Origin of the sequence: Prosthecobacter sp., assembly GCF_049294395.1 — a bacterium.
Lineage (GTDB): Bacteria > Verrucomicrobiota > Verrucomicrobiia > Verrucomicrobiales > Verrucomicrobiaceae > Prosthecobacter.
Genome location: NZ_JBAQCR010000108.1, coordinates 1 through 15,184, shown reverse-complemented (window position 1 = coordinate 15,184; position 15,184 = coordinate 1). Strand labels below are relative to the sequence as shown.

Annotated in this window: 13 protein-coding genes; 10 read left to right on the top strand and 3 right to left on the bottom strand. The window is 58.3% G+C overall.

Annotated elements, in window-relative coordinates:
* The 6 genes from WAW39_RS06785 to WAW39_RS06760 form a co-directional block, all read left to right on the top strand.
* Positions 1-734, top strand: a 734-nt coding sequence (locus WAW39_RS06785) for a Gfo/Idh/MocA family protein (RefSeq protein WP_422317090.1), incomplete at its 5' end; no start/stop codon positions are given.
* Positions 735-758: 24 nt separating this feature from the next.
* Positions 759-1,730 (top strand): amidohydrolase family protein, encoded by a 972-nt coding sequence (locus tag WAW39_RS06780; RefSeq protein WP_422317092.1) that lies wholly within the window; start codon positions 759-761, stop codon positions 1,728-1,730.
* On the top strand, positions 1,708-2,469 hold the full coding sequence (locus tag WAW39_RS06775; RefSeq protein WP_422317088.1) for an SDR family NAD(P)-dependent oxidoreductase: 762 nt from the start codon (positions 1,708-1,710) through the stop codon (positions 2,467-2,469). The genes WAW39_RS06780 and WAW39_RS06775 overlap by 23 nt, the downstream gene beginning before the upstream one ends.
* A gap of 17 nt (positions 2,470-2,486) precedes the next feature.
* Complete coding sequence (locus WAW39_RS06770) at positions 2,487-3,239, top strand: SDR family NAD(P)-dependent oxidoreductase (RefSeq protein WP_422317086.1); 753 nt, start codon at positions 2,487-2,489, stop codon at positions 3,237-3,239.
* A gap of 23 nt (positions 3,240-3,262) precedes the next feature.
* Positions 3,263-5,890: a PVC-type heme-binding CxxCH protein gene (locus WAW39_RS06765; RefSeq protein ID WP_422317084.1), complete on the top strand. Its 2,628-nt coding sequence runs from the start codon at positions 3,263-3,265 to the stop codon at positions 5,888-5,890.
* An 11-nt stretch (positions 5,891-5,901) separates the two neighbouring features.
* Entirely contained in the window at positions 5,902-6,027 is a 126-nt protein-coding gene (locus tag WAW39_RS06760; RefSeq protein WP_422317082.1) for a hypothetical protein, read from the top strand.
* Between the two features lie 157 nt (positions 6,028-6,184).
* On the opposite strand, the gene WAW39_RS06755 is transcribed toward WAW39_RS06760, so the two are convergent.
* The 3 genes from WAW39_RS06755 to WAW39_RS06745 form a co-directional block, all read right to left on the bottom strand.
* Positions 6,185-6,538 carry a cupin domain-containing protein gene (locus WAW39_RS06755; RefSeq protein WP_422317080.1) on the bottom strand — a complete coding sequence of 118 codons (354 nt, stop codon included), beginning with the start codon at positions 6,536-6,538 and terminating at the stop codon, positions 6,185-6,187.
* A gap of 179 nt (positions 6,539-6,717) precedes the next feature.
* Positions 6,718-9,300, bottom strand: coding sequence for a PAS domain S-box protein (locus tag WAW39_RS06750; RefSeq protein ID WP_422317078.1), 2,583 nt, complete (start codon positions 9,298-9,300; stop codon positions 6,718-6,720).
* Entirely contained in the window at positions 9,281-10,846 is a 1,566-nt protein-coding gene (locus tag WAW39_RS06745) for a sensor histidine kinase (RefSeq protein ID WP_422317076.1), read from the bottom strand. The genes WAW39_RS06750 and WAW39_RS06745 overlap by 20 nt, the downstream gene beginning before the upstream one ends.
* 301 nt (positions 10,847-11,147) lie before the next feature.
* On the opposite strand from WAW39_RS06745, the gene WAW39_RS06740 reads away from it, so the two are divergent.
* The 4 genes from WAW39_RS06740 to WAW39_RS06725 all read left to right on the top strand — a co-directional run.
* A complete protein-coding gene (locus WAW39_RS06740; protein ID WP_422317074.1) occupies positions 11,148-11,951 on the top strand; it encodes an SDR family NAD(P)-dependent oxidoreductase in 804 nt (267 codons plus the stop codon).
* A gap of 236 nt (positions 11,952-12,187) precedes the next feature.
* Positions 12,188-12,811, top strand: coding sequence for a TPM domain-containing protein (locus tag WAW39_RS06735; protein ID WP_422317071.1), 624 nt, complete (start codon positions 12,188-12,190; stop codon positions 12,809-12,811).
* Positions 12,812-12,817: 6 nt separating this feature from the next.
* Positions 12,818-13,705: an N-acetylmuramoyl-L-alanine amidase-like domain-containing protein gene (locus tag WAW39_RS06730; RefSeq protein ID WP_422317069.1), complete on the top strand. Its 888-nt coding sequence runs from the start codon at positions 12,818-12,820 to the stop codon at positions 13,703-13,705.
* 136 nt (positions 13,706-13,841) lie between these two features.
* Positions 13,842-15,184 (top strand): ATP-binding protein (locus WAW39_RS06725; RefSeq protein WP_422317067.1); only part of this gene is annotated, 1,343 nt, incomplete at its 3' end.

Sequence of the window (15,184 nt, the reverse complement as noted above, 5' to 3'; positions counted from 1 at the left end):
CCCGCGCCTATCGCATGGGTCCAACAGGGGCGCTCAGGCCGAAGCCTGCGGACAAGAGCGAGTTGGAGTGGCAGTTGCGCAACTTCACGAAGTTCTACTGGGTCTGCGGCGGCCTTTGGGCCGAGATGGACATCCATCAGATTGATGAATTGTGCTGGCTGCACGATGCGCTGCCCGTCTCCGCGCAGGGCGTGTGCGGACGCGCTGCGAACAGCCAGGATTGCAGCCAGAATCTCGATGCCTTCAATGTTGAATGGACCTTCCCCAACGGCACCCGCGCCATGCACACCGTGCGCTACACCGCGAATACTCAGAGCCAATTTGCCACCTATGTGCATGGCAGCAAAAAGGCCGCGCAGTTCTCCGGCAACACGCATGCCGCCGATGTGGAGATCTACAAGGATCAGAACACCACGCGGAAGAACATTGAATGGCGCGCGCCGAAGGAGAAGAACACCGTGTGGCAGAATCAGTGGAATGATTTCCTCGAAGCGATCCGCACGAACAAACCCTTCAACCAGGCGAAGCGCGCCGCGCACTCGAATCTCGCCGCCATCATGGGCCGCGCCGCCATGCACATGGGCCGCACCGTGACGTGGGACGAAGCGCTCGCGTCGAAGTTCGAATGGTTCCCTGGCATCGACCACCTCACGCATGAGAGCGATCCGCCGATCAAGTCCGATGACAAAGGCCGCTACCCGGTACCCGTGCCCGGCCAGTGGACGGAGCTTTGAAAACAACCCACCTCTCCACCCAGGATCATTGACTGCCACAACCATGTCGGCACCGACCTGCTCTTTTATCTTCACGGCGACTTCCCCTATGCCCAGCACCTCGTCGCCATGCACGATGAAGGTCGCGCTCTTGGCGTGGATCGCTGGATCGTGTTTCCATTCGTCAGTCATCTGGCGCTGGATGTCACCGTCTTCATGGACAACAAGATCAAGGACGAAAAAGGCCGTCTGCATGACGTGCCGTATGCCTTTGAGAACCGGAGGCTGCTGAAGGAGATCAACGTGATGTTCCCCGAGGAAGGGAAACACATGCTCCCTTTCGTTATGGTTGATCCCATGCGCAACGTGGCCGCGCAGGCGAAGGAATTGAGAAAACTGCGCGCCGACTACCGCTTCTACGGCATCAAGCTGCAAACCACGATCCTGCAAGCCAACATCAAGCACCTCAATGATCGCGGTAAAGTTTTCCTCGAACTCGCAGCGGAGTGGGATCTGCCGTTCCTGATTCATTCCAGCGTCGCGGAAAGTGATATTTGGGCGCAGGCCAGCAACATCCTCGACATCGCCGAAGCGAATCCGCACCTGCGCTTCTGCCTCGCGCACTCGTGTCGTTACGACAAGGAATGCCTCGACCGCGTGAATGCACTGCCGAACACTTGGTTCGACTGCTCCGCACACTGCATCCACTGCGAAGGTGCAGTGAAGGACTTGCCTTACATCGCGCCGAAAGCGCGGCGGTTTGACTCCGACTTCACCAACCCAGGCCGCGTCATCGCCGACCTCGCCGCTGCGTATCCGCACAAGTTCATGTGGGGCAGCGATTCGCCTTTTTACAGCTACGCGGGCGAGATCAACGGCCAGGTCGTTCGGCTGATCAGCACCTACAAGGCCGAGGTCGCCGCGCTGAAAGCCAGTCCGCCTGATGTGGTGCAACGCATCGCCAACACCAACACCCGCAACCTCTTGAAACTTCATGATGAAAGCATTCTCTCTTAACGGCCACGCCGCTCTCGTCACAGGCTCCTCGCAAGGCATCGGGCTCGCCATCGCACTCGGCTTGCATGAAGCAGGCGCGCGTGTGGTAGCGCACGGTCGGCAGGCGCGGCCCAGCGACCTGCCGGCCGATGTTTCCTATGTCGCCTGCGACCTATGTGACTCAGGTGCGCCGGGAAAACTCATTGAGCGCGCCATCGCCGCCGAGCCGGGGCTGGACACGCTCGTCTGCAATGCTGGCAGCTTCTTCGATGTGCCGTTTCTGGAGATGACCGGGGAGCTGTGGGACAAAACGATAAACCTGAATCTGCGCACGATGTTCTTCACCGCACAGGCATTCGCGCAGCATCTGGTGCGTGAAAAACGCGGTGGCAGCATCGTCATCATGTCTTCCACGAATGGCTTCCAAGCCGAGTCCGACAGTGTGGCCTACGACGTGAGCAAGGGTGGCCTCGTGATGCTCACCAAATCGCTCGCCGTCTCGCTCGCGCCGCACGGCATCCGCGTGAACGGCATCGCGCCCGGCCTCATCAAGACACCTCTGACCTCCGTGTGGATGGAGTCGCGCAACGATGATCTGCTCAAGCACTACGAGAAGAAAATCCTGCTCGGCCACGTCGGCAAAGCCGAGGACTGCGCCGGTGCGGTGATATTCCTCTGCTCCCCCGCCGCCAGCTACATCACCGGCGAGATCATCGTCATCGATGGCGGCCTTACCGTCTGCCAGATGGGCCGTCTTTAAAATCCAAAATCCGAAACATGAACCAAATCGATCTCAATAACCGCAACGCCATCATCACCGGGGGGGCGCGTGGCATTGGCCGCGCCATCGCCGAACGTCTCCTCGCTTCTGGCGCTCGTGTCTCGCTTTGGGATGTGGATGCGGCAGCGCTCGCGCTGGCTTCCGCTGAAATGGGCACGCCTGACACCGTGCATACAGCCACCGTGGATCTCGCCGACCTTGCCTCCGTCCAAGCCGCCACTGAGGCCACGATGAAGGCCTTTGGAAAACTCGACATCCTCGTCAACAACGCCGGCATCACCGGCGGCAATGCCAAGACCTGGGAACTCGATCCCGCTGACTGGCGGCGCGTGATGGACATCAATCTCAATGGCCCATTTTACTGCTGCCACAGCGTCGTCCCGCATCTGCTCAAGAACGGTTACGGACGCATCGTCAACATCGCCTCCATCTCTGGCAAGGAGGGCAATCCCAACGCCGCTCATTACAGCGCCTCGAAGGCCGCTGTCATCGCGCTCACGAAGTCACTCGGCAAGGAACTCGCCACCTCCAACATCACCGTCAACGCCGTCACGCCCGCCGTCATCGCCACGGACATCCTCCTGCAAATGCAGCAGTCGCACATTGATTACATGCTCTCGAAGATCCCCATGGGCCGCTTCGGTAAAAAAGAAGAAGCCGCCGCTCTCGTCGCCTGGCTTTGCTCCGAAGACTGCTCCTTCACTACCGCCGCTGTGTTCGATCTCTCCGGCGGTCGCGCGACTTACTGAACTCCATCCTCCTCATTTACTTCATGAAACCCTTCCGTTCCTGCCTCGCAATTCTTCTCGGTCTCTGCTTGTCGAGCTTCGCCGCCACACCTGACGCGAAGATTGCTATGCCGAAGTCGAGCGATCCGCAGCTCGAGTTCACGCTCATTGCATCCGAGCCACAGATCGTCACGCCCATCGGCATCGCGATCGACAAGCGCAATCGACTCTTCGTTGTCGAGTCGCACACGCATCATCGCCCCGCCGATTACAAGGGGCCGGAGACGGATCGCGTGAAGGTGTTTCTCGACACGAATGGCGACGGCATTCCCGACACGCCGAAGGTGTTCGCGGAAGGCTTCAAGACCGCCATGAATCTTGTGCTTTCTCCAGCAGATGAGCTTTACCTCGTTCACCGCAGCGGCGTGGTGCTGCTGCACGATGCGGATGGCGATGGTGTCTCCGAGCGGAGCACTAAAATCGTGGAGCTGGTGACCACTACGGATTATCCGCACAATGGATTGAACGGCATTGTCTTTAGCCGCAATGGCTGGCTTTATCTCGGCATTGGCGAAAACTTCAGCGCCGAATACACGCTGCGCGGAACGGACGGCAGCGAGGTTCACGCCGGTCCTGGACGTGGCGGAAAAGTCTTTCGCTGCCGTGCTGACGGGCGCGAGTTGCAGGAGGTCGCCACCGGTTTCTGGAATCCCTTCGGTCTCGAGCTGGATCGCGCGGGTCGTCTCTTCTGCGTGGACAACGATCCTGGCGGTCGTCCGCCCTGCCGCCTGCTTCACGTCGTGCCCGGCGGCGACTATGGCTACAAGCGCCGCTACGATGACACGCATGTTTTTAATGGTTGGGATGGAGAACTACCCGGCACGCTGCCGATGCTCAAAGGCACGGGCGAGGCGCCCTGCGGTGTCATTTCCACCGACCGACTTGCGCTTCCAGCCGGCTACGCGGGATCACTGCTCGTCGCTTCATGGGGCGATGCCACCATCGAACTGTATCGTCTGAAGCCGCTGGGCGGATCGTTCAGCGCGACGAAGGAAAATCTCGTTGTGGGCGAGAAGAAGTTTAACGAAGCCTTCTGTCCCGTGGATTTCGCCGCCGCGCCGGATGGCTCGCTCTACGTCACCGACTGGGCCGACCGCACCTCGTATCCCGTTCATGGCAAGGGCCGCATCTGGCGGCTCGCGGAGAAGAAGGGTGTGAAAGTGGAGCCGCCAACTCACGAGCAGCCACTCGCCGAGACAAATGCCGCCGCGCTGCGCTTCCAACGATTGCTCGCCGCTGATTCGCCGAAGCAGATTGATGAACTCAAATCCGCGCTCACTGATGCCGATCCCTTCATCCGCTCCGCCGCGATCACTTCGCTGGCCAAGCCCGCCTACCGCGATGCAGCATTGAAGGCTGCGGATGATGCGGATGCCGCCGTGCGGCTCGGCGCATTGTCCGCGCTGTGGCGTGGTCAGGTTGCAGATCCGGTGCCGCTGATCCGCAAGCATTTGTCCGACCCAGACGAGCGTGTGCGTTTTCTCGCGCTCTGGTGGGCAGGTGAAGATGGCATCAAAGCGCTCGCAAATGATCTCAGCCGCGCCGTCGCACAGGAACCGACTCCGACCTTGTTCCAGGCTTACCTCGCCTCCGCCGAAATGCTCGCCACGGACGCTTCGGTGCCTGCCTCAAGAGCAGCGCTCACCAAGCCCCCGGTGCCCGTGCGGCAGCAATTGCTCGCCAGCATTCTCTATGATGACAAGCAACCCGCCGCGCTTCACGCGATGGCCGCAGCGACCGTCTCCACTTTGACCGACGCGAAGACCGCCGAGCGCCTGCTGCACTTCGCACGCAACGGCGACACGAAACTCCGACAAGAAGCCATCCGCACTCTCGCCGCCTGTCCTCATGCCGACGTGCCAGGTGTGCTGAAGTCGCTCGCACTCGACACCAAACTCACGTCCTCACTGCGAGCCGATGCGATCCTCTCACTCGCCCGACGCGATGCGACGCAACTCCCCGCGCTGACCGAATTGCTCAATGACAGCGAACCACATGTGCAGTTGGAGACCGCGCGCGCCCTGCGTCTCGCGATGAGCGAAGCCCCAGTGCGCATGGCATTGCAAGACAAGCTCGCCTCTTTGAGCGACACATCTTCAGCCTTGGCCGAGCAGCTTCAGTTTGCGCTCACGTCCAGTGCAGCCAAGCGTCCTGCCACTCCCGCCGACTGGCGCAAAGCTGTGGCCGTGGGTGGTGATGCCGAGTCCGGCCGCCGCGTGTTCCACAGCGTGCAAACTGGCTGCACGATGTGTCATCAAGCAGAGGGACGCGGCACAAGCATCGGCCCGGAGCTGACAAACGTCGCCCGCTCATTTGATCGCGCCAAACTCATCGAAGCCATCCTCGATCCCTCACGCGAAGTCGCACCGCAATACGAGCATCACATCGTCGAAACAAAGTCCGGCACCACCTACTCCGGCGTGCTCGTTCACATTGGCCTCGATGGCTCCCCTCTGATCAACGCCCTCGGCACTGGCCGCCAACGCATCCCCACCGCTCAGATCACACGTCACACCACATCGCCCCTCTCGATGATGCTCTTCGGCTTGGAGAACACCATGACCGTCCACGACTTCCGCGACCTGCTCGCCTTCCTGCTGACTGGCAAATAGAACCTCCCACCATGAAGCACACTCTCTCAATCCTCTTCGGCTCTCTCTGCATGTCATCTTCTCTCACCTGGGCTGCTGATCCACTGGTCTTCATCTCCGCCTTCGCTTCTGGCGACAATGCGGGCACCGTTCCATGAGGTTCGAAGTTCACGGCCTTGTTCAGAAGATCAAGGTGCTTGCAATGACGTCGCTTGCCCTGTCCAAAGCACTTCCATATGGCTTTCCTGTGCCGGATTCCTCACAACCACTCATCACGGACAAGGTCGACTTGATTTTTTGAATTTGTTGTCAGCCTTACTTGAAAAACACGTCCTCATGCGAATAGGGAGGCGCACAGCAGCAGAGGAAGCGCAGTGTCTGTGAAGCCGTGATCTGATGCCACGCGTTGGGTGGAATGAGCATGGCATCTCCGGGACCCACCTCGCGGGTTTCGCCGTCGATCTCCATGGTCCCCTGCCCTTCGAGGATGAAGTAGAATTCTTCGCTGAGCTTGTGGTAGTGGCGGTCGGTCGGCTGACCCACGGGAACGGTGGCCTCGGCGAGGCTTTGGTTCTGTACCGGCGCGTTGGTGCGGTCCAGGATGCTGCGAATGGTGCTGCCGTCCTTGGTGGTGAAAGGCGTCTGCTGGGAAAGCTGATTGAGGGTCATGCAGCGCACTCTTAGCCTCAATAGGGAGACTGGAAAACACGGATTTGCATTCCGTCAGGATGAGATGGCCGCAGAGTAAATCAGATGGGATCAACCATGGAAGACACGGGAACCAGATTCTGGCTTCCGTGTATTCCGTGTGTTCCGTGGTCAATCTTCAGGCTTTCCTCTCTCAAAACTCAGGCCACCAGCCCGAGCTCCGAACACGCATGGGATGAACGGTCGGACGCGAGCAGGTCGCCGATGGCGGTGAGGATTTCGTTGGCCGAGTAGGGCTTGTTCAAGAAGGTGTTGATCTGGAGCGACGCCAGCGCGGCGGCCTTGTCCTGACGGCCTTTGGCGCTGCCCATGCCGCTGGTGGCGATGATCTGGATGGTGGGGTCCATCTTTTTCAAAGTGCGCGACAGAGTGACGCCATCCATGAAGGGCATCATGATGTCGGTGAGCACGGCTTTGACCTCTCCGCGGTTCTGGGAGAACTGGGCGATGGCTTCCGTGCCGTCTCCTGCGGTGATGACACGGTAACCATGCGCGCACAGGGTCTTCTGCACGACTTCACGGATGACCTCTTCATCATCCACGACGAGAATCAGCTCTCCCTGGCCGCGTGGGGCCTGCATGGCGGGGGCGGCGCTGCTGGCAGCCACCGCATCCGGGGCGGCAGGCAGGTAGATCTCAAACACACTGCCCATTGCCACACGGCTGCGCAGATTGACGAATCCCTGGTGGCTTTTGACGATGCCCATCACGGTGGAAAGTCCCAGCCCGGTGCCTTTGCCGGTTTCTTTAGTGGTGAAGAAGGGATCAAAGATCTTGTCAATGACATCGGCCGGGATGCCATCTCCAGTGTCGGAAACGCGGATCACCACATAGGGGCCGGGCATGGCGTCCACGTTCATGGCGGCGAAGTTTTCATCAAGCCGGGTGTTTTCCGTGGTGAGCGTCAGGACACCGCCCGCGGGCATGGCGTCACGCGCGTTGACGCAGAGATTGAGCAGCACCTGATGGAGCTGGGTCGGATCTCCAATCACTGGCCAGACGTCTTCGGGCGTGCTGGCCGAAAGGGTGATGTTTTTGGGGAAGGTGCCTGACATGATCTTCATCATGTCCGAGGCAAGCTGGCTGGTCTCCACCACGTGGCGCTGACCGCTCATGTCACAGTTCACCGTGAGCAGCTGCTTGATGAGATCCGCGCCGCGCTGGGCGTTGGTTTCAATGTTGCCGAGCATTTTTTCAAAGTCCTCCGGCGGCAGCTTGCGGCGCAGCATGAAGGAGGAGATGAAGATGGGCGTCAGGATGTTGTTCATGTCATGGGCGATGCCGCTGGACAGCCGCCCCACGCTTTCCATGCGCTGAGAGCGCAGGAACTGCGCCTCCATGTTTTTCTTCTCGGTGATGTCCTCCACCACGGCGACGAAGGATCTCACGCCATCCATTTCCAGCACACTGATGCGCGAGCGCGTGATGAATGGAGTGCCGTCTTTTTTCCGGGAGTTCATTTCCCCCATCCAGGCCCCCTTCTCACGCAGGACGCCGAAGAGTTCATCCATGGCACGCCGGCCTTCATCATGCGGCAGGCTTTTGATCACTGAGTAGTGCTGACCGATCAGCTCTCCGCTCTTGTAGCCAAACATGGTGTTGCAGGAGTCATTGCTGAAAACAATGATCCCGTCTTCATCGCAGACGGTCACACCTTCGGCCATGCTTTCCAGCACCCGGCCCTGCATCTTCAGGGCTTCATCCGTCTTTTTGCGTCCGGTGATGTCGGTGTTGATGGCGAGCACGGACTTGGGCTGACCTGCGGCATCGCGCACAAGAGTCCAGTGACCGACGATCACCAAACCGCGGCCGTCTTTGCCGATCTGTTGCAGTTCCCCCACCCATTCGCCGGTCTGAATGACCTGCTCGCTGGCGCGGTAAAACGCCTCCGGATCTTTGTAGAGCAGCTGGGCCAGCGGACGGCCAGCGACCTCCTGCGCGCTCCAGCCATACAGCCGCTCGGCACCCTTGTTCCAGTAAGTGATGCGTTGTTCCAAATCATGCGCAAGGATGGCGTCCTGCGCTTTGTCGAGGAGGGAGGCCTGCTCGCGGAATTTTTCCTCAAGCATGCGCCGCTCAGCCATCTCGCGTTTCAGCTCCTCGTAGGCCTGCTCCGCTTTTTCACGATGGCGCACGGCATCCGCCATCATGCTGACGGCTGCGGCTTGTGACTCCTCCAGCTCGCGGGTGCGTTCACTCACCATGTGGTGAAGATCGCCAAACTCGACCTTCGATTCCTGCAGTCGCAGCCATTTCTGCGTCAGCGCATTGGCCATTTGCAGGATCTCGATGGTATCAAAAGGCTTCTTCAGCACCAGCAGCCGGTCCTGGGGATTGATCTGGTCCTGCATGTCATTCCATGAGCAATCCGAAAACGCCGTGCAGATCACCACCTGCAGATCCGGGCAGACCTTCCAGATCCGTTGCGTGGTTTCGATGCCGTCCCAGCCGGGAGGCATGCGCACATCCACAAATGCCATGGCATACGGGCGGCCCTCAGCCAGCGCCTTCTCCACCATTTTCAGGCCTTCCTCTCCCTGCGAGGCGGTGTCGATCTCAAAGAGCATGGCCGCAGGAGCGCCAAAAATCCGGGCCTCGGCCGCCTGCAGTGCGGCGTCTTCAGAATCAGACTCGCCTAGGATTTTCCGAAAATCGTCATGGATGGCCAGGTTGTCATCGATGACAAGAATTCGGCGGTTGAGATTATCGGTCGTTTTTTTCATCATATTGTTTGGTTAAGGGCAACAGGGGAAGTTCCAGGGTGAAAACAGCGCCGCAGCCGACGCCGTCGCTCTCGGCCGTGAGCTTTCCGCCCATTTCACGGGCCGCCAGCGCGCCGCTGTGCAGGCCGAATCCGTGGCCGTCTTTCTTGGTGGTGAATCCGTGTTGAAAAATCCGCGTCAAGTTTTCCGGCGCTATGCCACCACCATTGTCGATGACCTTGATCTGGACGGTGTCTTCACCACTCAGCGCGACTCGCACCTTCATCTCTTTGGCATTTTCCTGCTGAGCGAGCGCCTGCGTGGCATTGCTCAGCAGATTTACCAAAATCGGCATCATTTTGTGCCGGTCCACCACGACGGGCGGCACCTCCTCAAACTCACGCACCAGGGAAACTCCGTGACGCGAAAGACTGGTGCTTGTCATATTGATGGCGTCTTCGATGATTTCCACCACGTCGAGTGTTTCAAGGACACCCGCCACGCGTGCGTGGTTCTGCTGCATGGAGACGATCTGCTTGATGTGCTCGATGTTGTTTTGCAGATGCCGCACCTCGTCCAGGATCGCTTTCTGAGGTTCAGCAAGATTGTCCGCCAGCTGCACCAGATAGCCGGGCAGTTCTCTGCCACGGGAGTCCTGCGTGAGAAAAAACGGGAGGTGGTGCTCATGCTCACGCAGCAGCTGGGCCACATTTTTCAAACTGGAGATCCTGAAGTGCCGTATTTTTCCGGCCACCGTCTCCGCAGACACATTCACGCTGTTGAGCACGTTGCCCACATTGTGCAGCACATTCGTCGCCACTTCGGCCATGCCTGCCTGACGCGATGTCTTGAGCAGCTGCTTGTGCGCCTCGGTCAGTTCCGCCGTACGTTCGATAACCTGGTTTTCGATCTGCGCATTGATGCTCTCCAGCCTGCTGCGTCGTTTGGCCACTTCCAAGGTCTCGGTCAGGTTTTGCTGAATCGAGATCATCAGGAAGACATCTTCAATCATCACCCACCCGACGTACTCCAGCCACCGCCACTGGCCGGCATCCACCACGCCAAAGATGGACTGCGGCCACATCGTCCCACGCACCACATGGTCCACCACCACCACGAGGGTGGCCGTCACCAGCACTCGCCAGTCCCGATAAAACGCGAGAAAGGTCAGCGATCCAAAGATGTGGAAGTGAGTCTCAAAGCGACCGCCTGTGAGATGGATCAGGAGCGCCGAGGTCAGAATCTGCGCCACCGCGATGACATGGCGCGTGACCACCCTCCCCGGTCGCCGCCAAGCCAGCAGCACAGGGGCAGCACTGATCGCGCCACCTAAACAAATCGCCGCCCAGACATGCCACAGAGGCTGAATCTTGGACCCACTCCATGCCATGGGGGAAATCCACATGGCGATGACGATCCCGCCCAGCCACTGCATCACCATCAGCTTGGCAAACAGGCGGTCCGTCAGGATGTGATTGCGGCGCTGGGAAATGCGGTAAAGTCGCGCGGTACGCTCCTCCTCGACTGCCGCCAGCTCCGAATTCTTGCGGCCGACTATCGAGTACATGCTGCCCCTCCTTGCGTGTTGTGCTTCGCAAGCAGCCCCTTTTCAGCGCGATGGACGGTGACTTTTGTCATTTTGTTTGTGTAAATTTAGCATTACTTATAATTACTGTAAATTAATATAAGCATTGCTTTGCCCAATTTTTAACCGCGATTCAGATGCTAAATCTGGATTTAGCAGTTGGGTTGCTTCTGTCTTAAGCCCTTTCCATCGCAACCGGGGCGCTTGGCAAAGAGCCGCCGCGTTCTCCCTTTCAAAGGAATGCGAGTTGATGGGAGCACCTCTGCTGGCTACTCCTTGATCCATGCCCCATGGATTTCCCCTCGAACAGTGCCGTGCCGTAATTACGGGAGCTTCTTCCGGACTGGGGGCTGAGTTTGCTCGGCAGCTGGCTCCGGGGGCGGAGGTGCTGGTGCTGGTGGCGCGACGGGCTGAGGCGCTGGAAAAGGTGAAAATGGAGCTGTCGGGGACGCGGACAAAAGTGCTGTGCTGTGTGTCGGATCTGGCAACGGAGGCGGGTCGGAGTGATGTGTGCGCGTTTCTGGCGGCGAATGGGGTGAAACCGAACCTGCTTATCAATAATGCCGGGATGGGTGATTATGGGAGCTTTGCGAGTTCTTCGGCGGAGAAGACGCGGACGCAGATCGAGCTCAATATTACGGCGCTGACGATGCTGACGCATGCGCTGCTGCCGCTGATGGAGACGCCGGGGGGGATTTTAAATGTGAGCTCGCTGGCGAGCACGCTGCCGATGCCGGACCTGGCGGTGTATGCGGCGAGCAAGGCGTTTGTGACGAGTTTTTCGGAGGCGCTGGCGATCGAGCTGGCGCCGAAGGGGATCACGGTGAGCTGTGTGTGCCCGGGACCGACGCCGACGAATTTCAGTCAGACGGCGAAGCGGTCGGACGGGAGTGACACGAACCGGGATGGGCAGGCTTTGCTGCGGATTCCGCCTGCGCAGGTGGTGCGTGAGGCGCTGGGGGCGCTTCAGGCGGGGCGGGCGTGTGTGTTTCCGGGTGTGGGTGTTGCGATTGCGGGGCGGGTGTTTCGGCTGATGCCGCGGGGGATCATGCGGTGGGTGCTGCGGAGACGGAGTACGAAGGAATGAGCTGGTGATGGGATTCGGGGTTTATGCCGTGTGTGTGGAATGAGATTGTTATGCGAGAGTTTGGTCCGGATGGGAGGAGTGACGGATTGGTAGAATGTTGGAGGGTCAAATGATTTGGATTGATGGCTTCGGGAGACATCCTTTTGGAGAGAGCGGGTTTGTTTCTATGGATCGTGAGGTGAGATGGTTTTTAATGGTCGTTGCGCGGGGGTGGTGGGGTGATGTACATTTGAGTTGTGCGTTGTCCTGCCTGCCGAGCTCCTGCGATTGAAACTGATGCTGCCTGCGGGCAGTGCGGGTTTTCGCTGGAGGCGGCGGACCGGGCGTTTGGGATTGCTCCGGCGTTGCAGCGTCCGATTGCGGACATGACGGGGGTGCTGGGGGCGTTTTCGCTGAGGCGTGCGGCCCATGTGATCGGGGAGGTGGAGCGGCGGTTTCCGCAGTTGAGCATCGCGGTGGTGCTGATGGATGTGCCGGCGCAGGCGCCACTGCTGCCGTATGCGTTCTGGTTGTTCAACCGTGGCAGTCTGTCGAGTGCGGTGGACAAGGGGGGGGCGAATCATCTGGTGATGCTGCTCATTGATACGAGCACGGACCGTGCGATCACGATGGTGGGCTATGGCCTGGAGCCGTTCATGCAGGAGACGCATCTGCAATCCTGCCTGCAGGCGGCGGAGCAACCGCTGCGGCGGAGGCGGTATGCGCAGGCGATTGAGTCGTTTGCGCGGGAGCTGGACCGGCAGCTGGTGGAGCTGTGCCGTCTGGTGCCGAAGCAGTTTGGTCTGGTGCCGGAGGCGCAGTGGCTGAATGCGTGTGCTGCGGGAGAAGATGCTTTGGGAATGGCGGAAAATCTGTATTGATGTGGCATGCTGACACGCCGCCACTTTTTGTCTTTGAGCCTTCTGAGTGGAGGGGCTTCTCCCCTGCTCCGCGCTGCGGAGTTTCTGCCGCAGTCGGTGACTTTCAAAGGGGTGGATAAATTTCAGCAGGTGGTGGCGCAGGCCGTGGCGGGTGACTGGGCGGCGCTGCCGATAGGGGCGCGTGTGGCGCAGTTCGGGCAGGCGCTGCGGGGCATCAAATATGTGGGCTGGACGCTGGAGATTGACGACCGGATTGAGTCGCCTTCGGCGAATTTTACGGGGCTGGACTGCTGGACGTTTTTTGAGATTTCACTGGGGCTGGCGCGGATGATTGGGAAGAGGCAGCGTGCGTATGCGCCGAGCGATCTGCTCAGGGAGATTGAGTGGACGCGGTATCGCGGGGGTGTGTGCCGTGGGAACTACCTGGACCGGATTCATTACCTGGATGAGTGGTACACGGACAACGCGGCGCGGGGGAACATTCGCACAGTGACGCGTGAGGTGGGGCCGGTGGTGAGGCTGACGGGACGTGGCAATGATGAGATGTCGCTGAATCCGAAGCTGTACCGCTATCTGCGGGCGAATCCGGCGCTGGTGCCGCAGCTGAGGCAGCTGGAGGCGAGGCTGGAGAAGGTGCCGTTTGATTTCATTCCGAAAGACCAGGTGGCGGCGTGTGAGTCGCGCATTCAAAGCGGCGACATCATTGGCATCGTGACGAACCGTGCACATGTGTACTGCTCGCACGTGGGGCTGGCGCTACGGACGGGTGACGGGGCCTGTCACTTCATGCACGCCTCGGCGACGTATAAGAAGGTCGTCGTGGACAAAACGATCCATGAGTATTTGAACTCAGTGAAGAGCCATGCGGGGATTGTCGTGGGTAGGCCGAGGTGAGAACGTGATGAGGGGAATTTTGTCAATCAATTACACGCTGCCCTCATCCCACTGCTGCGATGCTTAAAAGAGTGTAATAAATATCGAGTTCGAACTAGGTAGAATTCCAACCAATTGAACTACCACGTAATAAGCCATGTCCAAATTAAACTCAGGTGCACGCTGGTATCGTTGGGAACCGCACATTCATGCTCCCGGAACTATATTTAACGATCAATTTGGAGGTGTTGATAAGTTCGAGGATTATCTTACAAAGCTGGAAGACGCTTCCCCTCCAATCAGGGCAATTGGAGTTACTGATTACTACCTTACAGATAGCTATGAAAAAGTCCGGAGTGCAAAAGACTCAGGCAGACTTCCTAATTGCGACCTCATTTTCCCAAATATTGAGCTAAGACTTGACATCGCAACTCAGCGCGGTCGGCAAGTTAATATTCATTTACTTGTCAGTCCCGAGGATCCGCAACATTTGACAGAATTGACACGCTTTCTTGGCCGCCTGACATTCGAAGCATTCAGCGACACTTTTGATTGTACAAAAGAGGATTTAATACGACTTGGAAAACGCTTTGATGATACAAAAACGGGAATGGCGATACTTCGCACTGGGGCTGAGCAGTTCAAAATAAATTTGAGTCAATTGCGAACAGCATACAATCAAAGCAAATGGGCTAGAGAGAACATATTGATTGCTGTCGCAGGCAGTGAAACTGACGGAACCTCCGGAGTTCGGGATCCGGCTGACACAATTCTTCGCCAAGAGATCGAAGCATTTGCTCATATTATTTTTGCGAGCAGCCCTGCCCAAAGAGAATTTTGGCTTGGAGAACGCAGCACTTCTGTAGCGGAACTCAAAGTCAGGTTTGGCGGGTTAAAACCTTGCATGCATGGATGCGATGCACACCAAATGGATACCGTAGGGGTGCCAACTGCTGATCGTTATTCATGGATTAAAGGATCATTGGAATTTGATACCTTGCGGCAGGCTTGTATCGATCCATCCGGAAGAGCTTTTGTAGGCCCGACGGTACCACTCGGAGCTTCATCTTCGCAGGTAATCGCATCACTGAAAATTCAAAATGCGCAATGGGCACTTACACCTGAGTTGGAACTAAATCCAGGACTTGTAGCAATCATCGGCGCTCGGGGCTCGGGAAAAACCGCCTTAGCCGATATGATAGCTCTTGCTTGTGATGCCGTGGTATTCCCATTTGCTCCAGCCTCATTTTTGAACCGCGCTAACGAACATTTAGCAGGCTCCACCATAACAATAACGTGGGGCACTGGTGAAAAAGTGAAAAGGAATCTTGACGAGACATCGCGGAACGAAGTTGGCGAATATGCCCGAGCACGCTATCTTTCTCAACAATTTGTTGATGAACTCTGTTCTGCTGAAGGAATGACCGACAGGCTTTTAGAAGAAATAGAACGAGTGATTTTTGAAAGTCACCCAGTTGCAGAAACAGACGGCACCACTAG